Here is a 17,341-nt window from a genome sequence, read left to right as displayed (position 1 = left end):
CGAGGATCGACTGTGGTGTCCGCGTCGAAAGCTGAAAGCGAAGCTCCGGCGCCGCTCGTGGACGCCCGGAAGCCATCAGCTCAACTCAATTTGCCCGATCCCTTGACCGAGACCGAAGGCTTCGATCTGGTCGGCATCCTCTCGTCGGTCGATGAGACCGCGTACGTCTGGGATCTGAGCACCGGACGGTTCAACTGGGAAAGCAACGCCGCCGAAGTCCTGGGCATCGGCGACATGAGCAAGATCGCAACCGGTTCAGCCTATCATGCTCTGATCGCGCCCGAACATCTCAATAGCCGGCTCGAAGCCTTTTCGCGCAGCGTCGGCGCCGACCGCGTTCGTGGCGTCCCATATCGCCTGCAGTACCGCTTGCGCCCCAACGGCCAGCGCAGCGAGAGGGAAATCCGCGTCGAGGATCAGGGCCGCTGGTGGCCCGGCGCCGATGGCCATGCCGTCCGCGCTCGTGGCGTCGTCAGGATCATCCCCGACGAATACCTCGAACAGCAGCGCCAGCTCGTCCGTAACGACTTCGACGAATTGACCGGCCAGCTCAATCGTATGCGGCTGACCGAGGCTCTGGGAGCCGTTCTCGCGCGCGCCGAGCGGCAATATCAGGCCTGCTCCTTCATCATGATTTCGGTCAACAACCTAGCCGTCATCAACGAGACGTTCGGTATCGAGATCGGCGACCAGGTGATCGCAGAGGTCGGACGACGGATCCGCGCTAAGCTGCGCGGAGGAGACGTCATTGGCCGATACTCCTCCAACAAGTTCGGCTTGATCATGCTCGGCTGCGGCCAGGGCGCCCTGCGCGTGGCCGTCGATCGCTTTATCAAAGCGGTGCGCGAAGAAACCATCAAGACGGCGATGGGACAGTTGACGGCGACGATCTCTCTCGGCGGCGTTGTTATTCCCGATCACGCCAAATCCGTTCAGGACGCCGTAAACTTCGCACTGCGCGCGCTCGATGTCGCCAAGTCAAAGCGCTTCGACTGCTTCGTCCCTCACGAGCCATCGCCATCGTCTGAAGGCAATCGACTTCGCAACAAGTCGATCGCCGAGGGCGTCATCGCAGCGCTCGATGAAAACCGCATGAGGTTGGTGCTCCAGCCGATGGTCTCGACCAAATCAGGCGCGCCCGAGATCTACGAGGCGCTGCTGCGCATGGAGCGGCGCGATGGCAGTCTCGTTTCGGCCGGCGAATTCGTGCCGGTCGCCGAGCAGCTCGGCCTGTCGCGTCTGATCGACCGCAGAACACTGGAGCTTGCGGTCGAACTTCTGAAGCGGCACCGCGACCTGACGCTCTCGCTCAACGTCTCCGGGCTGACCTGCTCCGATCTCGAATGGCTGACGGCGCTCCGCCGCATGACCAAAGACCGGCCCGACGTGCTGTCGCGGATGATCGTCGAGATCACAGAAACCGTCGCGCTCGAAGAGCTCGACCAATCGGCGAATTTCGTCGATGCCTTGAAAGAGCTCGGTTGCCGGGTCGCCATCGACGACTTCGGCGCCGGCTACACGTCATTCAAGAACTTGAAACGGCTCAACGTCGACATGGTCAAGATCGATGGCGCGTTCGTCAAAAATCTCGCCGACGACACCAGCGATCAGATCTTCGTCAAGACCATGGTCGAACTCGCCAATACGTTCGAAATGGAAACCGTCGCCGAATGGGTCGGCGACGAGCGTGCCGCGCGCTTCCTGCAAAGCGTCGGAATAAACTACATGCAGGGTTATTATTACGGCATGCCCTTCGACAGCTCCGACTACGTCAAAGCCGCCTGAAGACGCCCGTGTGCGCGATCACCGCTAAGGGATCAGGTCCGCGACTGCGACAGCTTCTCGATTTTCTGCTGCATCGCTGAAAGCTGCGACTTGAGTTCGTTGAGCTCACTGCGCTCGCCCGTCGTCTCGGTCGTAGCGGCAGGAGAAGAACCTTCGCCCGGTTTGCCGCCGGCCGGCGATCCAAACGACGTCCACATCGACATCGCCTGCTCGAACATCGCCATGTTCTGGCGGGCCTGCTGCTGATAAAACTCGAACGCCGCCGCCGGGTTTGAAAATGCCGACGCCAGCTGCTCGCGAAACCGCGTCTGCTCTTTCGCCAGGTTCTCGAGGCTGAACTGCAGGTAGCTCGGCACCATCCGCGCGATGCTGTCATCGTAAAAGCGGATGAGCTGGCGAAGGAACGGAATTGGCAGCAGAGCCTGCCCGCCTTCGCGGCTTTCCTGCTCGACGATGATCTGGGTTAACACCGCGTGAGTTAAATCATCGCCGTTCTTGGCATCGTAAACCACGAAATCGCGATCACCGCGAACCATCTTCGCGAGATCTTCGAGGGTGACGTAGGTGCTCGTCTCGGTGTTATAGAGCCGCCTGTTGGCGTACTTCTTGATAACGACCGCTTCTTTTTTAGGCGCCTGCGTTTGTGGATCTGGATTGGTCAACATCGCGTTCGCGTTCTCTATCGACGGAGCTTCAAGGGCGACTTGTTGCGCTGCGGCAGCGTACCACACCCGGGGGGCGGACCGCCAGACGTTTCTGTCACTCCTTTGGGCGGGCTCAGACCGGCTCGATTGGGCAGTCTAGCCAACAGGTCGCAATTGCTGAAAATCAAGGCGCACTGGTAAGTGTTATCGTCTTCAGTCGAACGCCGTAATAACTGGCGCGACAGCAAGGCTTTCGCTAAATCGTCAGGAAAAAGATTTCCGTGCCCAGGGAGGGGTCGCTAATGAGCCAAGACGCTTCGACGATCGTTATTGCCAGTGCTGCACGCACGCCAGTCGGTTCCTTCAACGGAGCGCTGGCATCGTTGCCGGCATCAAAGCTTGGGGAAATCGCGATCAAAGCCGCGCTTCAGCGCGCCAACGTCCCGGCTGGTGACGTCTCCGAGGTCATTCTTGGTCAGGTTCTGACCGCCGCCCAGGGCCAGGGCCCTGCGCGTCAGGCATCCGTCGGCGCCGGCGTTCCTGTGGATTCACCGGCCTGGAGCATCAACCAGATTTGCGGCTCGGGCCTGCGCGCCGTCGCCCTCGGCATGCAGCAGATCCAGACCGGCTCGGCATCGATCGTCGTCGCCGGCGGCCAGGAAAGCATGAGCCAGTCGGCCCACGCCGCCCATATGCGCGACGGCACCAAGATGGGCGACATCAAGCTCATCGACACGATGGTGAAGGACGGCCTGTGGGACGCGTTCAACAACTATCACATGGGCACGACCGCCGAGAACGTTGCCCGTCAGTGGCAGATCACGCGCGAGGAGCAGGACAAGTTCGCGGTCGCCTCTCAGAACAAGGCCGAGGCCGCGCGCAAGGCCGGCAAGTTCAAGGATGAGATCATCCCCGTCACGATCAAGGGCAGGAAGGGCGACACCGTCGTCGAGCAGGACGAATACATCAAGGACGGCGTGACCTACGACAGCGTCGCCAAGCTGCGTCCGGCATTCGATCCGAAGGAAGGTACGGTCACCGCCGCCAACGCTTCGGGCATCAACGACGGCGCCGCGGTCGTCGTGCTGATGTCGGCCGAGGAAGCCAAGAAGCGCGGCATCAAGCCTCTCGCGCGTATCGTGTCCTGGGCGACGACCGGCGTCGATCCCTCGATCATGGGCACGGGCCCGATCTCGGCTTCGAAGAAGGCACTCGAAAGGGCGGGCTGGACGGTCAACGATCTCGATCTGATCGAAGCCAACGAAGCGTTCGCGGCACAGGCCATCGCCGTCAACAAGGGTCTCGGTTGGGATACCGACAAGGTCAACGTCAACGGCGGCGCCATCGCCATTGGCCACCCGATCGGTGCATCGGGCGCCCGCATCCTGAACACGCTCGTCTATGAAATGCAGCGCCGTGACGCCAAGAAAGGTCTCGCCACGCTCTGCATCGGCGGCGGCATGGGCGTCGCCATGTGCGTCGCTCGCGACTGAGCCTGATTAAATCTCGACGCAGCCGCTCATGTTAGAGCGGCTGCATCGTCTTCCCCCAACTTCAGACAAGCAAAAAATATAGGGAGAGAATGCTATGGCACGGGTTGCCCTCGTCACGGGAGGCACGCGCGGTATTGGCCACGCGATTTCGATCGCTCTGAAAAACAGCGGCTATCGCGTTGCCGCCAGCTATGCAGGTAACGATACGGCCGCCCAGGCGTTCCAGATTGAAACCGGCATTCCCGTCTACAAATTCGACGTCGGCAATTATGAGCAGACCGAAAAAGCCGTCGCGCAAATCACTAAGGACGTCGGCCCGATCGATGTGCTCGTCAACAACGCCGGCATCACGCGCGACGTCATGTTCCACAAGATGACGAAGCAGCAGTGGGATGATGTCATCGGCACCAATTTGAACGGCCTGTTCAACGTCACGCGCCATGTCTGGGAAGGCATGCGTGCGCGCAAGTTCGGCCGCGTCATCAACATCTCATCCATCAATGGCCAGAAAGGCCAGATGGGGCAGGTGAATTATTCCGCTTCGAAGGCTGGCGACTTGGGCTTTACTAAAGCCCTTGCGCAGGAAGGCGCACGCGCCGGCATCACCGTCAACGCGATCTGCCCCGGCTACATCGCAACCGAGATGGTGATGGCCGTTCCGAAAGAGGTTCTCGACAAGAGCATCATCCCGCAGATCCCCGTCGGCCGCCTCGGCGAACCGAGCGAGATCGCCCGCTGCGTCGTCTTCCTTGCATCGGATGATGCCGGCTTCATCACCGGCTCGACGCTGACCGCCAACGGCGGCCAATACCTCGCGAGCTAATCCCGCATCACTAAGAAAAAAGGCTCTGTCAGAATGTCTGACAGAGCCTTTTTGTTTATCCGATGCGGTCGAACGCTCAGCCTCTGAACCGCGACCGTACGATCCGCGGGAACTCGTCTTCGGTTTCGCCGCGCGGCTGCGCATAGGCATTCGCGGTCCGGGGATCCGCGCCGCGCTGATCGGCAACGTTCTGGCGGCTCTCGTCGAGCGTCCACCACCGCTCTCCACCGACGCCGGGAACGCCCGGGTTCTGCCCGGGTGCGCCTTGCTGCGCTGCGCCTTCTGCCGGACGGCCGCCGTAGCCCTGCTGCTGCTGGCGCACGGGCTGTTGCTGACGCGGCTGCTGCTGTTGTTGCGGCTGCGGCGCGGAGAACCAAGCTTCGATCAGATCGAGTTCATCCGCCGACAGGCTGAGCCCCTGGCTTCGGCAGCGCGCGACCACGAAATTCCGGAACCGGCTCGCGAACAGACCGGCCGACGTTCCCTGCTCAAACCACGGATCGCTCTCGCTCACGACATCGTAGATGAAACGCAGATCGTCGCGCTTGATATCGAGACCGAACTCACGCGCCCGCTGCGTGATGTTCACCAGAGTCTGCGCGCCCTGCAGCCCGTTCATCGAGATCTCTTGCGACATCACATCGAAGAGCACGCGATATTCCGCCGGCGCCAGCGCCGGAGCCTGGCAGGCGTCATGGATGCGCGCGATCGACTGCTGGATCTGCGTCGCCTGATCGGCGTTACGCGGCGCGGCGGTCACGGCCGGCGGCGGAGGCGCCGACTGCCGGGGAGCCGGAGCGCGAGGCATCTCCGGTCGCATGTCGGAGGCGTAGCCAGCCGCCGGAGCTTGTGGCGGCAACGGCTGCCGGCGCGGCGGCATTAACGGCCCGGGAGCGGGCGCAGCCGCTGCGGGCGGGGCCATCATCGGCGGCGCTGGTGGCGCCGACGTCCGGTCGATGTAGCGTGACTGCGGAACAGGCGCTTGATAGGGGCTTTGCGGCAGAGCGGCGGGAGCCTGCGGCTGCTGCGGCGCGGGCGCTCGCATGGCTGGCGCTTGCGCTTCGATCCGAGCGGGCTCTGGTGCATACTCGCGTCGCACGGGCTGCGGCTCGGCACGGACCGGCTCCGGAGCGTATTCGCGCCGTGCCACTTCCGCCTCTGCAGCCGGAGGCGCCAGTTGCGGAGCAATCAGCCCTGCCGCCGAAATGTGCCGGTTGGCGTCGAACACCGTGTAGGGCGCCGTATCGCTCAAATGGATATCGTCGGGCAGATCGGCGAGCAGCAGATCGCGGAACGATCCATAGCCGCCCCAGTTCGTGCCGACCGTCTTATCGCGGCCGATCAGGCGCACCGCACGATCGGCAAGCGTTTCGAGCGGCACCGCCTGCGGCGCATGGCGAACGAATTCGACGACTTCGCCGAGGATCGCTTTGCGCGCGGCTTCAACGTCGATCGCAGGCGCCGGAGCCGAAATCTCGCGCGTCGTCTCGCCCGAGATCGCGCGGTTGCTCGTCAGCAGCGCGATGAGATTTGATTCGCGGATCTCGCCGTCGCTGATCGCCGTATAGGGCTGCGCCGTATGATCGTTCGCGAACACGACGGTCCGACGTGCATGCGCCCGCAGTCTGTGCAGCAGCGGCGTGAAATCGGCATCGCCCGACAGAATGATGAACTCGTCGAAGTGCGTGTCGTGATTGAGGATGTCGCGGATATCCATCACGATGCGGATGTCGGCGGAATTCTTCAGCTGCGCCGTCAGCGGCGGGCAGTCGATCACCTCGAAGCCCGCGCGCAGGAAGTGATGACGGACGAAGGGAAACGAGTTCATGTCCGTCGAATTGTCGTGCGTATTCCGGCGCGGCACCGGGTTCCCGTAGCAGCGGTTCATGACGATCCGCCGCTCGCCCGTCAGCGCAAATCCGTTCGTCGCGGTGATGAGTTCACCCGACGCGATTGCTTGCAGCCATACGCCGCTGTCTTTGGCGAAGCGCTTCGCCGCGTCTTCATTCTTGCGCTTCAGCGACATGTAGATGTTGTCGTAATCGACGAACACCGTTGTAAGGACGGGTCCTAAGGACTCGCGTTTCATGGACTGCAACCCCCGTGAATCGAACTTGATTCGCAATCAGTTTTTACGAGTCGAGGGCGGCCAGCAAGGAGCGCCAGCCCGCTTAGGCACCAAAGAGACAATTAACCCGTGGATGGAGGGCCGCCGCGCCACGCGTTAGGCCAATTGCTCTGGGGACGGCATGTGGACGACTTTTGAAAGGCTTTGATCTGTTGCCGCCCGGTCCCGCAATTGTCCGTCAATCGACCGACGGACGCGCCACTGGCGAGAAATCCGGTGCGGTCAAGGTGAAGCCGTCGAACGTGAATGCCGGCGCGACGGTACATCCGACAAGTGTCCATTTTCCAAGGCTTCGCGCCTGCTGCCAATATCCGGCGGGCACGATCGCTTGTGGCCGCTCGCCATCTGCGAGATTGCTGCCTAGCCGGATTTGCTCGATCGGGCCACCGCTCGGCGACATTTCGAGCAGCAGCGGGTCCCCGGCGTAAAAATGCCAGCCTTCGCCAGCATCGACCGCGTGCCAATGTGAGCGCTCTCCGGCTTTGAGTAGAAAATAGATCGCTGTCGACGCCGCGCGTTGCCCAGGCTCGGCTTTATCGCGGAACGTCTCGCGATAATGGCCGCCTTCGGGATGCGGAGAAAGTCCGAGAATGGCGATAACGTCGTCGCCGGTGAGGTCGCGGGACATCGGCGGTGCCTCCCGAAAGCGTTGAATTAGGCCTTGTTCTTCAGCTGCCTGATGCGCGCGAAGACTTCCCACTCCGGTGCTCCCAGCATACCGATCCGCGCCTGGATTGATCTCGATTGCGGCCTGAGGAACGGGTTTGTCGCCTTTTCGAGGCCGACCGTGGTCGGCAGCGTCGGCCGGCCGGCGGCGCGCAGCGTTTCGACCTCCGCCACCCGCTTTTTAAGGGCGTCGTTCTCCGGCTCAATCGTCAACGCGAAGCGAGCATTGTTCAGCGTGTACTCGTGTCCGCAGTAGATTTGGGTGTCGTCGGGAAGGGCTGCAATTTTGGACAGCGAACCCCACATCATTTCGGGGTCGCCTTCGAAGATCTTCCCGCAACCGAGCGAGAACAAGGTATCGCCGGTGAAAGCGATGCCGTCGTTCGGAAAGTAGTAGGTAACGTGCCCAAGCGTATGCCCCGGCGTTTCCAGGACCTCAATCGGATGACCCGCGAACGACAATTCGCTCTTGGCGGTGACGAGCTTTGTCAGCGACGGAATGCGCTCGGCCTCCGCTTCAGGTCCCGTAACGCTTGCACCATAGAAGGCTTTGAGTTCGTCGATACCGCCTGTGTGATCGGTGTGGTGATGCGTGACGAAAATCTGGTTCAGCCGCCAGCCGCGTTCGCTCAGCGCGGCCTTGACGGCGGCCGCGCTCGGTGCATCGATCACTGCGGTTTCGCCGGAATCCGGCTCATGCAGAATGACGCAATAATTGTCCGCGAGACACGGCAGAAGGACGATTTGAAGGGCTCCCATGGCGGGGGACTTTGGTTGTCCCTGAACGCCCTGTCAAACGCTGCGAAACGACGCAGCACAAAACCGTTTGTTGCGTGTCCGGACTGTCTCTTGGAGCTTGGATACTCTAGAGAGGGTCCCGAGTTCCGATTTAATCAAGCCCGCTAAGGCCAAGATGCCTCTCGACGCCAAAACCCTGAGAGATTTCTACCGGACTCCCCTGGGCAGGGTAGCGCGCCGACAGCTGACGCTGGCGATCCGGGAAAGATGGAAACGGGTTAACGGCATGGCGGTTGCGGGTGCTGGCTTCGCCTCGCCGTTTCTGGGGACGTTCCGCATCGAAGCCGAGAGCCTCGCCTGCCTGATGCCGTCCCGCCAGGGCGCCATCGTCTGGCCGCGCTCGGGCCATTGCCACTCGGTCCTCGTCGGCGAGACGCAGTGGCCGCTGCCGGACAATTCGATCGACCGGCTGCTCGCCGTCCATTGTCTTGAGCAGTCCGAACGGCCCGGCGCGCTTCTCCGCGAGATCTGGCGCGTGTTAAAGCCGAGCGGCCGCGTTCTCTTCGTCGTTCCCAATCGACGCGGGCTCTGGTCCCGCATGGATCGCACGCCGTTCGGCCATGGTCTGCCGTTTAGCCGCGGACAGCTCGAGACGCAGTTGACCGACGCTCTTTTCACGCCGGTGGACTGGGGAGAGTCGCTCTACTTCCCGCCGGTCAGCCAACGGCTGATGCTGCGAATGGCACCGGCTCTCGAACGCTTCGGCCCGAGCATGTCGATCGGCGTCGCCGGCGTCATCATCGTCGAAGCGACCAAAGAGGTGATGGCCCCGGTCGGCACCGCCAAGCGCGTGACCCAGCCTGGAATTTTGAAACCCGTCGATACCCAGACCACGTCTGCTGGAATTCGGCGCTTCAGGTAGTAGCCGAAGAGCGGCCCTTGCCGTGCAGCAGAAACACCGCTTTTTCCCCGAATAGGTTCTGCAGCGATAGCGACCACTTGATCGGCAACCTGCCGCCGTAGGCGTTGAACGCCACCGCCTGTTCGACGTCGGCATGCACCCGCTCGCACAGATCGGCGAAGTCGCGGATTGTGCACAGATGCGCGTTGGGCGTCAGATACCAAAGGTCCGGCAGGTTGTCGTTCACCGGCATGCGCCCCGTCAGCAGAAGCTTGGTGCGCACCTGCCAATGCCCGAAATTCGGGAACGATACGATCGCGCGCCGCCCGATGCGCAGCAGGTTTTCCAGCACGGTCTTCGGTTGTCGCGTCGCCTGGATGGTAAGCGACAGGATAGCGTAGTCGAAAGCTTGATCGGGATAATTGTCGAGATCGCGATCGGCATCGCCCTGAATGACGGACAAACCGCGCGCCACGCAGGCGTTGACCTTGTCGCGCTGAAGTTCGACGCCGCGCCCATCGACGCCCTTTCGCTCTGCCAGGAGCTGCAGCAGTTCGCCGTCTCCACAGCCGACGTCGAGCACGCGCGATCCCGCTTCGACCATCTCCGCGATGAGTTCATGATCGACTCGCGGCGCTTTCGGCGCGCCGACGATCTTTCCGACGTCCGGCGCATTCATTGCGAAGTCTCCTTCGCATCCCCGAGGCCGCGCTTCACGGCCGCCGCGTTGAGGAAGCCGCGGATGGTGGCGAAAAACGTCGGCTCTTCGAGCAGGAAGGCATCATGCCCCTTGTCGCTCTCGATCTCGACGAACGACACGTTGGCCGCGACCGCGTTCAGCGCCTGCACGATCTCGCGACTCTCTTTCGTGGGATAAAGCCAGTCGGACGTGAACGACACGACGCAGAACCGCGTACGCGTGCCGCGAAACGCGTTTGCCAGCACGCCGCCCGCGCTGTCGCGCATGTCGAAATAATCCATCGCCCGCGTGATGTAGAGATAGCTGTTGGCATCGAAGCGATCGACGAACGTCGAACCCTGATGCCGCAGATAGCTTTCCACCTGGAAGTCCGCATTGAACGAGAACGTCTTCTCGGACCGGTCCTGTAAGGCTCGGCCGAACTTACGATGCAGCGCCTCTTCCGACAGATACGTGATGTGCGCTGCCATGCGCGCCACCGCGAGTCCGTTCTTCGGCACCGTTCCGGCCGCGTAATAGTTGCCGCCTTTCCATTCCGGGTCCGCCATCACGGCTTGGCGCCCGACCTCATGGAACGCGATGTTCTGTGACGAATGCCAAGCCGCGGTCGCGATCGGCACCGCCGCGAACACACGGTCCTTGTAGCGTGCCGCCCATTCGAGCACCTGCATGCCGCCCATTGAGCCGCCGATGACGGCGAACAGCTGATCGATTCCCAAATGGTCGATGAGACGCGCCTGCGCCTCGACCATGTCGCCAATGGTGATCACGGGAAAGCCGAGGCCGTACGGCTCGCCGGTCTTCGGATTGATCGATGCCGGGCCCGTCGATCCCATGCAGCCGCCGAGAATGTTCGAGCAGATGATGAAGAACCGGTTCGTATCGATCGGCTTGCCGGGCCCGACGACGGATTCCCACCATCCGGGCTTACCGGTGACCGGATGCTTGCTCGCCACGTATTGGTCGGCCGTCAGCGCGTGGCAGATCAGAATGGCATTCGATTTGTCGCGGTTGAGCGTGCCGTAGGTCTCATATGCAATTGAAAATGGCGCCAAATCCTGCTGGCACGCCAGCCGCAGCGGTGTGCTCGCATCGAAATGCGCGACCGGGCTCGACGGCGCGTGCACCTCGGAATACCGCCGCGAAACGGGGGCAATGACATTTGGCGGTGCGGCGGTCATCGGATCGATCGATACCCGGGGGTTGAACGCTTCGGCGGCTGGCTGGATCTGGGCCCGATAAAGTCTACTTTAAACTTTGATTTCAAGAGGTGAAGCCCCTATCAATGCGCCCGAAATCCGTAATTTCGGTCAACAATTCGAGATCATATATGGTGGCGACTGCACCGATTGCACGTCCGGGCATCCTGGATATCGCAGCTTACGTGCCGGGCGAGAGCAAGGTACCCGGCGGGATGATTCCCGCCAAGCTGTCGTCTAACGAGACGCCGCTGGGACCGAGCCTTGCCGCCATCGAGGCGTTCAAATCGGCTGCGGGCGAGCTTGAGCGCTATCCCGACGGCCAGGCGACGCGTTTGCGCGAAGCCATCGCCCGCCGCTACGGGCTCGACGCCGCACGCATCGTTTGCGGCTCTGGCTCGGACGAGCTTTTGGGCCTTCTCGCTCGCGGCTACCTGGGCCCGGGCGATGAAGCAATTTACACCGCTCACGGTTTTCTCGTTTATCGCATCGCCATTCTGACCAATGGCGCGACGCCGGTCGTCGTGCCCGAGCGCGACCTGAAAACCGACGTCGACGCCATTCTCTCGGCCGTCACGCCGAAGACGCGCATGGTCTTCATCGCCAATCCGAACAACCCGACCGGCACCTACATTCCGATCGAAGAGGTGCGCCGCCTGCGCGCCGGATTGCGCGCCGACATCCTGCTCGTGCTCGACGCAGCCTACTGCGAATACGTCAGCCGCAACGACTATGAAGCCGGTATCGAGCTTGTCGCGACGACTCCGAACACGGTGATGACGCGCACCTTCTCGAAAATCTACGGCCTCGCCGCGTTGCGCATCGGTTGGGCCTATTGCCCGCCCGAGGTCGCCGACGTGCTCAATCGCATCCGCGGACCGTTCAACCTGTCGTCGCCCGCGATCGCAGCCGGTGCCGCCGCGATCGAGGATGTCGCGCACATGGAGCGCGCCAAGCACCACAACGATCAGTGGCTGCCGTGGGTCGAAAGCGAGTTGAAGAAGCTCGGTCTCGCGGTAACGCCGAGCGTCGCGAATTTCGTGCTGATGCATTTCCCCGACGGCGGCGACAAGACCGCAGCGGGCGCCGATGAATTTTTGAAATCGCAAGGCGTCATCGTGCGCAAGGTCGGCGCTTACGGCTTCCCGAACGCGCTGCGCATGACCATCGGTTCCGAAAACGACAACAAGCGCGCCATCGACGCGCTGAGACGCTACTTGAAGGGCGCCGCCTGATGGCCTCACCCGACAGCAACAGCAATCCGATGTTCAAGCGCACGGCGCTCATCGGCATTGGCCTCATCGGCTCATCGATCAGCCACGCCGCGCGCCGCGCCGGCCTTGTCGGAGAGATTGTCTGCAGCTCTCAGACGTCCGAAGAACGCGAGCGTGCGCTCGCCCTTGGCCTTGCGTCGAAAGCCTACGCCAATCCGGCCGACGCCGTGAAAGGCGCCGATCTCGTCATCCTGTGCGCGCCCGTCGGTGCTTTCAAGGAGATCGCCGAGGCCATCGGCCCGCATCTCGACAAAGGTGCGATCGTCTCGGATGTCGGATCGGTGAAGGCCGCAGCCGTCCGCGACGTCGCCCCCAGCATGCCGGAAGGCGTGCACTTCATCCCCGGCCATCCGATTGCAGGCACCGAGCAGTCGGGGCCCGACGCCGGTTTCGCGACGCTGTTCGACAATCGCTGGTGCATCCTGACACCTGCACCCGATACCAACCCGGCCGCACTCGCAAAGCTTGAGGAATTCTGGCGGAAGCTCGGCTCCAACGTCGAATTGATGACGCCCGAGCATCACGACATGGTGCTCGCGATCACCAGCCACGTGCCGCACCTGATCGCCTACAACATCGTCAATACCGCCGCGCATCTGGAACGGGTGACCGACAGCGAGGTCATCAAGTTCTCGGCGGCAGGCTTTCGTGATTTCACCCGCATCGCCGCATCCGATCCGGTGATGTGGCGCGACGTGTTCTTGAACAACAAGGACGCGGTGCTCGAAATGCTCGGCCGATTTTCAGAAGACCTCGTCGCACTTCAACGCGCCATTCGTTTCGGCGACGGCGAGATGCTGGAGCAGACTTTCACCAAAGCGCGCGCCATCCGCCGTGGCATCATTCAGGCCGGCCAGGATACGGCGCAACCCGATTTCGGCCGCAACGCCGCGCGCGCTCGCGAAAGCTCGACCTGAGCGAACGTCTGCCGCTCGCTTAGGCGAGATGCGGCGTATTCAGGAATTGCGCGGTGATGAGATCGGCTTCGACGGCTTCGGCTTCCTGATGCGAAGACGCAAGCAAATGCACGTGCACTTCATCGGCGCCGAGCGCGGCCGCATGCTGACGGATCTCCGCCAGATTCTCCGACGGGCAATTGTTCGACAGTCGGCCGACCGCGAGAACGACACGCGTCGAGCGATCGCTGCGGCGAACGAGGATATAGTTGGCGTCTTCGAGTGTCGGGCAGTCGAACAGGCTGTAGACGGTGTGCACGTACCGCTTGCCCGACGCGCCGGTCCAGAAATGGAACCGCGGCGGCTGTTCGGGATAGATCGCATTGATGCTCACCGGCGGCGCCTCGCCATTCGCGCGGCGAGCCCTGAATTCGGCAAGCTGGATAATATCGGCACTCATTACGCTTAACCTCTGCTCGGCAACTTTCGCCGAATACGACTTGTGAGACCGTGATACCCGCATGACCGTGAAAAATGGTGAACTTTGGTTCGAAAATTTGACGCGCTTGCCCCGATCGCGCCTCGATGGTCAATGAGATGTTGAGAACAGCAAGAATTGCAGACATCCCGCCGCAGAGACGGCGGAATTTCGGCGCGAATCTAAATGCCCATTAGCGATTTAAGGGGTTGAGATCGGCAATCGCAGAATAAGCGGTTCCGATATCGTTAATTTGGTTTGCTTCAGCCGCAGCGCGAATAATCGCAATTCGTGCACGTCCAGCAACCCTCGATATGACGAAGCGCGCGCTCTCCGCATTTGGGGCACACCCGCGCCGTCGCCGCCTGCAGGTCCTGGCCCGGAGCACCGGCGTGAGCGCCGCCGGCATGGATTGCACCGCCGATTCGCTCGATCGCCGCTATTGGCTGCCGCACGGGTTTGGTTTCGCCGCTCTCGCCGTCTTCCTGCGTCAGAAAACCGATATGGAGCATATGCTGTTCGATGACGTCGCCGATCGCCGCCAACAGGCTCGGCACGTACCGCCCGCTCATCCAGCGGCCGCCTTCAGGATCGAACACCGCCTTCAGCTCTTCAGCCACGAACGACACGTCGCCGCCACGCCGGAACACGGCGCTGATCATCCGCGTCAGCGCCACCGTCCAGGCGTAATGCTCGAGATTTTTCGTATTGATGAAGATCTCGAACGGCCGCCGCCGCCCGTCGCGCATGATGTCGTTGATCGTGACGTAAAGCGCATGCGCGCTCGCCGGCCACTTGATCTTGTACGTCACGCCTTCGAGTGCCGCATCGCGTTCGAGCGGCTTTGTCATGTAGACGACGTCGCCGGACGCCGCCGGATCTTCCTTCCTGCGCGTCGCCGGAATTGTCCGGGCCGATGAGGCTCCCTCAGCTTCCGGTGTCGCCTTCGAGAGAATAGCCCCCGTCACCGGGTTCGGCCGGTAGGTCGTGCACCCTTTAAGGCCCAGATCGAAAGCCTGCCTGTAGATTTCGCGGAAGTCTTCGAAGGCGAGATCTTCCGGACAATTGATCGTCTTTGAAATGGCGCTGTCGACATACGGCTGCAGCGCTGCCTGCATCGCGATGTGCTCGGCGGGCGCAAGCGTATCGGCCTTGACGAACGCGTCGGTCAGCGGCGCGTCTGCGCCGAACGCGCGCCGGAATTCGCGATAGGCATAATCCTCGATCGTCTCTTCGGTCTCGGTCGCGCCATCGCCGAGCATGCGGCGGCGGTAAACGAAATCGAACACCGGCTCGATGCCGCTCGAGACGTTGCCGGCGAGAAGCGAAATCGTCCCCGTCGGCGCGATCGACGTCAGGCAGCCGTTGCGGATGCCGTTGGCGGCAATCGCCGCGCGAACGTCGGCGTCCAACCGCTCGACATTCGGCCGCGTCGCGAAAGCCTCCGCATCGTAAAGCGGGAATGCGCCCTTCTCGGCCGCCAGCGCCGCGCTCGTCCGATAGGCAGCGTTCTGGATGATCGCCATCCATTCGGCCGCTTTCTCGCGCGCCGCCGCGCCGCCGTAGGGAAGGCCAAGGAAAATCAGCGCATCCGCAAGGCCCGTGATGCCGAGCCCGATCCGCCGCTTGGCCCGCGCCTCGTGCGCCTGTTCTTCAAGCGGGTAACGCGAAATATCGATGACGTTGTCGAGAAAGCGGACCGCCGTCGCGACGCGCGCTTCAAGTTTGGCGCGATCGATCCGAGCCGCCGCGGTGAAGGGCTTTTCGACGAACCTCGCCAAATTGATCGACCCGAGCAGACACGCGCCATAAGGCGGCAGCGGCTGCTCCCCGCATGGGTTCGTCGCCGAGATCGTCTCGCAATAGGAAAGATTGTTCGCACTATTCACCCGGTCGATGAAAATGACGCCGGGCTCGGCATAATCATACGTCGCGCGCATGATCTTGTCCCACAGCCCGCGAGCGTCGACCGTCTTGTAGACTTTGCCCTCGAACACGAGCTCCCACGGCGCACCGCGCTTCACCGCATCCATGAAGGCATCGGTGACGAGAACCGAGAGATTGAAATTCCTGAGCCGCGTCGCATCCGATTTGGCCGCGATGAAGGTTTCGATATCGGGATGATCGCATCTGAGCGTCGCCATCATCGCCCCGCGCCGCTGCCCCGCCGACATGATCGTGCGGCACATGGCGTTCCACACGTCCATGAAGCTGACTGGGCCGGAAGCGTCCGCACCGATGCTCTTGACGGGCGCGCCTTGCGGCCGGAGCGTCGAGAAGTCGTGGCCGATGCCGCCGCCCGCCTGCATGGTCAGCGCCGCTTCCTTCACGCTTTCGAAAATGCCTGAAAGGTCGTCCGGAATGGCGCCGAGCACGAAGCAGTTGAAAAGCGTGACGTTGCGGTCCGTCCCCGCGCCGGCAAGGATCCGCCCAGCGGGCTGAAAGCCGAAATCCGCCATCGCCTCGTAAAAGGCGGTCGCCCATTTTTGCTGCGCTTCGCCGCCGTCTTCCGCCGAGGCCGCAGCCGCTGCGACCCGCCGAAACGTGTCTTCCATCGTCGCGTCAGCCGCGGCCGCCGGCAATCCGGCAAAGCGATACTTGCGCCGCCAAATGGCGTCGGAAATCGCTGGCAAACCTGACAAAATCGCGCTCATCGGAACACTGATATCTAGGGATGAAGGACCCTGCTTTCAATCATGTTCACTATATGTTCCTTTGGGGGCCGGTGTCAAATCCAATCCGCCACTCCTGCCCATGAAACGACCGGCCCCCGAAATGCGCTACCATCCATATGAAAGCGTCGTTCGCTTCACCCGTCACTAAACCCCGCCGGCCCGGTCGCCACCCGGCGCTTGTCGCGGTCGAAGATGCGGTAGCCGCGTGCGCCGTATTTGGCCTGCATTGCTGGAAGGTGGGTGTCGGCCTGATCCTTGGCCTCTTCGACGGTCGAACCGAGCGCCAGCTCATCGAACAGAACGGGGTGCTCCACGCCGATAGGGGAAGCGACATACTCAATGACGAACATGAAATGCCTCCATGATTTTTACGTCAGCATAGCATGAAGGCGACGAAACGATCCCGCATTCGCAAATAAAAACCGCTCGCCAGTCGCCGGAATGGCTCCGGCGGTGGCGAACGGCTTTTCAATTCCCGAAAAATTCAGTGCGTGCTTACAGCCTGCACAGCGTCGCCTCGCCGTAGCAAGACCATCCGATGCCGCCCGAGCTGCACTTGTAGCGGCGCGGCCCGAACGTGTAGCCCGGCGTGCCGTTGCCCGACACCCAGGTGAAATAAATGTTCCAGTCGGTTGATTGCAGCAGAGCGGCATCGACCTGGAAGTGCGCGAGCCCTTCGGTCAGCGCGACGCCCTGGGCGGCCTTCTTGAAACACTGCTTGGCTTCGGCCGGAGCGGCTGCCATCGCAGCGCCTCCGATGGCGATAACGGCCCACATCAAACGGGCGGAAGTACGCATAGGAAGGCTCCATAGCTTGCTGAGTGATTGCGTCCGCCATGCTGCCACAACCGCCGAAGTGCCGCGCACTACAAAGCGCGCGGGTGCCGACGATTTTCCTCGCATTGCGGCATCGAAACATCAGCCTGCAAACGAGGTGTGGA

At 62.2% G+C, this 17,341-nt stretch carries 16 protein-coding genes; 6 read left to right on the top strand and 10 right to left on the bottom strand.

Going from position 1 to position 17,341, the window contains the following annotated elements; genetic code table 11:
• Positions 1-15: 15 nt before the first annotated feature.
• The gene (locus tag QM780_RS12620) at positions 16-1,785 is read left to right on the top strand and encodes an EAL domain-containing protein (RefSeq protein ID WP_415070807.1); all 1,770 of its coding nucleotides are present in this window, start codon (positions 16-18) and stop codon (positions 1,783-1,785) included.
• Positions 1,786-1,817: 32 nt separating this feature from the next.
• Here the strand turns inward: QM780_RS12620 and phaR are convergent, their stop codons facing one another.
• Positions 1,818-2,450, bottom strand: coding sequence for a polyhydroxyalkanoate synthesis repressor PhaR (gene phaR / locus QM780_RS12615; RefSeq protein ID WP_415070806.1), 633 nt, complete (start codon positions 2,448-2,450; stop codon positions 1,818-1,820).
• 281 nt (positions 2,451-2,731) lie between these two features.
• Here phaR and QM780_RS12610 point away from each other — a divergent pair, with 281 nt between their 5' ends.
• Together QM780_RS12610 and phbB are read left to right on the top strand one after the other, a co-directional pair.
• Entirely contained in the window at positions 2,732-3,922 is a 1,191-nt protein-coding gene (locus tag QM780_RS12610; RefSeq protein WP_415070805.1) for an acetyl-CoA C-acetyltransferase, read from the top strand.
• Positions 3,923-4,016: 94 nt separating this feature from the next.
• The gene (gene phbB, locus QM780_RS12605; RefSeq protein ID WP_415070804.1) at positions 4,017-4,745 is read left to right on the top strand and encodes an acetoacetyl-CoA reductase; all 729 of its coding nucleotides are present in this window, start codon (positions 4,017-4,019) and stop codon (positions 4,743-4,745) included.
• Between the two features lie 76 nt (positions 4,746-4,821).
• Here phbB and QM780_RS12600 read toward each other — a convergent pair whose 3' ends face one another.
• The 3 genes from QM780_RS12600 to gloB all read right to left on the bottom strand — a co-directional run bounded on the left by QM780_RS12600 (position 4,822) and on the right by gloB (position 8,298).
• Positions 4,822-6,834, bottom strand: a complete 2,013-nt coding sequence (locus tag QM780_RS12600) for an NYN domain-containing protein (RefSeq protein ID WP_415070802.1) — start codon at positions 6,832-6,834, stop codon at positions 4,822-4,824.
• Between the two features lie 217 nt (positions 6,835-7,051).
• A complete protein-coding gene (locus tag QM780_RS12595; RefSeq protein ID WP_415070801.1) occupies positions 7,052-7,501 on the bottom strand; it encodes a cupin domain-containing protein in 450 nt (149 codons plus the stop codon).
• A 26-nt stretch (positions 7,502-7,527) separates the two neighbouring features.
• Positions 7,528-8,298, bottom strand: coding sequence for a hydroxyacylglutathione hydrolase (gloB, locus tag QM780_RS12590; protein WP_415070800.1), 771 nt, complete (start codon positions 8,296-8,298; stop codon positions 7,528-7,530).
• A gap of 265 nt (positions 8,299-8,563) precedes the next feature.
• On the opposite strand from gloB, the gene QM780_RS12585 reads away from it, so the two are divergent.
• Positions 8,564-9,199, top strand: coding sequence for a methyltransferase domain-containing protein (locus QM780_RS12585; protein ID WP_415070799.1), 636 nt, complete (start codon positions 8,564-8,566; stop codon positions 9,197-9,199).
• Here QM780_RS12585 and metW read toward each other — a convergent pair.
• Positions 9,192-9,857 (bottom strand): methionine biosynthesis protein MetW, encoded by a 666-nt coding sequence (gene metW / locus QM780_RS12580; protein WP_415070798.1) that lies wholly within the window; start codon positions 9,855-9,857, stop codon positions 9,192-9,194. The two genes, QM780_RS12585 and metW, sit on opposite strands and share 8 nt — an antisense overlap.
• The gene (gene metX, locus QM780_RS12575; RefSeq protein ID WP_415070797.1) at positions 9,854-11,059 is read right to left on the bottom strand and encodes a homoserine O-acetyltransferase MetX; all 1,206 of its coding nucleotides are present in this window, start codon (positions 11,057-11,059) and stop codon (positions 9,854-9,856) included. Before metX ends, metW begins: the two co-directional genes overlap by 4 nt.
• 149 nt (positions 11,060-11,208) lie before the next feature.
• On the opposite strand from metX, the gene hisC reads away from it, so the two are divergent.
• Together hisC and QM780_RS12565 are read left to right on the top strand one after the other, a co-directional pair.
• Complete coding sequence (gene hisC, locus QM780_RS12570; RefSeq protein WP_415072038.1) at positions 11,209-12,312, top strand: histidinol-phosphate transaminase; 1,104 nt, start codon at positions 11,209-11,211, stop codon at positions 12,310-12,312.
• Positions 12,312-13,268 carry a prephenate/arogenate dehydrogenase family protein gene (locus QM780_RS12565; protein WP_415070796.1) on the top strand — a complete coding sequence of 319 codons (957 nt, stop codon included), beginning with the start codon at positions 12,312-12,314 and terminating at the stop codon, positions 13,266-13,268. The genes hisC and QM780_RS12565 overlap by 1 nt, the downstream gene beginning before the upstream one ends.
• Before the next feature lie 19 nt (positions 13,269-13,287).
• Here QM780_RS12565 and QM780_RS12560 read toward each other — a convergent pair whose 3' ends face one another.
• The 4 genes from QM780_RS12560 to QM780_RS12545 all read right to left on the bottom strand — a co-directional run bounded on the left by QM780_RS12560 (position 13,288) and on the right by QM780_RS12545 (position 17,198).
• Positions 13,288-13,707, bottom strand: coding sequence for a hypothetical protein (locus tag QM780_RS12560; RefSeq protein ID WP_415070795.1), 420 nt, complete (start codon positions 13,705-13,707; stop codon positions 13,288-13,290).
• Positions 13,708-13,988: 281 nt separating this feature from the next.
• Positions 13,989-16,379: an adenosylcobalamin-dependent ribonucleoside-diphosphate reductase gene (locus QM780_RS12555; protein WP_415070794.1), complete on the bottom strand. Its 2,391-nt coding sequence runs from the start codon at positions 16,377-16,379 to the stop codon at positions 13,989-13,991.
• A gap of 155 nt (positions 16,380-16,534) precedes the next feature.
• Positions 16,535-16,750, bottom strand: coding sequence for a hypothetical protein (locus QM780_RS12550; protein ID WP_415070793.1), 216 nt, complete (start codon positions 16,748-16,750; stop codon positions 16,535-16,537).
• Positions 16,751-16,895: 145 nt separating this feature from the next.
• On the bottom strand, positions 16,896-17,198 hold the full coding sequence (locus QM780_RS12545) for a hypothetical protein (RefSeq protein ID WP_415070792.1): 303 nt from the start codon (positions 17,196-17,198) through the stop codon (positions 16,896-16,898).
• Positions 17,199-17,341: the final 143 nt, after the last annotated feature.

Source organism: Hyphomicrobium sp. (assembly GCF_047600905.1).
Lineage (GTDB): Bacteria > Pseudomonadota > Alphaproteobacteria > Rhizobiales > Hyphomicrobiaceae > Hyphomicrobium_B.
This window is presented reverse-complemented; position numbering and strand designations above follow the sequence as displayed.

Excerpts from the sequence above, each read along its gene's own strand:
- QM780_RS12550 (WP_415070793.1), bottom strand. The coding sequence starts at position 16,750 with ATGTTCGTCATTGAGTATGTCGCTTCCCCTATCGGCGTGGAGCACCCC.
- hisC (WP_415072038.1), top strand. The coding sequence starts at position 11,209 with ATGGTGGCGACTGCACCGATTGCACGTCCGGGCATCCTGGATATCGCA.
- QM780_RS12555 (WP_415070794.1), bottom strand. The coding sequence starts at position 16,379 with ATGAGCGCGATTTTGTCAGGTTTGCCAGCGATTTCCGACGCCATTTGG.
- QM780_RS12610 (WP_415070805.1), top strand. The coding sequence starts at position 2,732 with ATGAGCCAAGACGCTTCGACGATCGTTATTGCCAGTGCTGCACGCACG.
- QM780_RS12565 (WP_415070796.1), top strand. The coding sequence starts at position 12,312 with ATGGCCTCACCCGACAGCAACAGCAATCCGATGTTCAAGCGCACGGCG.
- metX (WP_415070797.1), bottom strand. The coding sequence starts at position 11,059 with ATGACCGCCGCACCGCCAAATGTCATTGCCCCCGTTTCGCGGCGGTAT.
- QM780_RS12600 (WP_415070802.1), bottom strand. The coding sequence starts at position 6,834 with ATGAAACGCGAGTCCTTAGGACCCGTCCTTACAACGGTGTTCGTCGAT.
- QM780_RS12595 (WP_415070801.1), bottom strand. The coding sequence starts at position 7,501 with ATGTCCCGCGACCTCACCGGCGACGACGTTATCGCCATTCTCGGACTT.
- gloB (WP_415070800.1), bottom strand. The coding sequence starts at position 8,298 with ATGGGAGCCCTTCAAATCGTCCTTCTGCCGTGTCTCGCGGACAATTAT.
- QM780_RS12585 (WP_415070799.1), top strand. The coding sequence starts at position 8,564 with ATGGCGGTTGCGGGTGCTGGCTTCGCCTCGCCGTTTCTGGGGACGTTC.
- phaR (WP_415070806.1), bottom strand. The coding sequence starts at position 2,450 with ATGTTGACCAATCCAGATCCACAAACGCAGGCGCCTAAAAAAGAAGCG.
- QM780_RS12545 (WP_415070792.1), bottom strand. The coding sequence starts at position 17,198 with ATGCGTACTTCCGCCCGTTTGATGTGGGCCGTTATCGCCATCGGAGGC.
- QM780_RS12560 (WP_415070795.1), bottom strand. The coding sequence starts at position 13,707 with ATGAGTGCCGATATTATCCAGCTTGCCGAATTCAGGGCTCGCCGCGCG.
- phbB (WP_415070804.1), top strand. The coding sequence starts at position 4,017 with ATGGCACGGGTTGCCCTCGTCACGGGAGGCACGCGCGGTATTGGCCAC.
- metW (WP_415070798.1), bottom strand. The coding sequence starts at position 9,857 with ATGAATGCGCCGGACGTCGGAAAGATCGTCGGCGCGCCGAAAGCGCCG.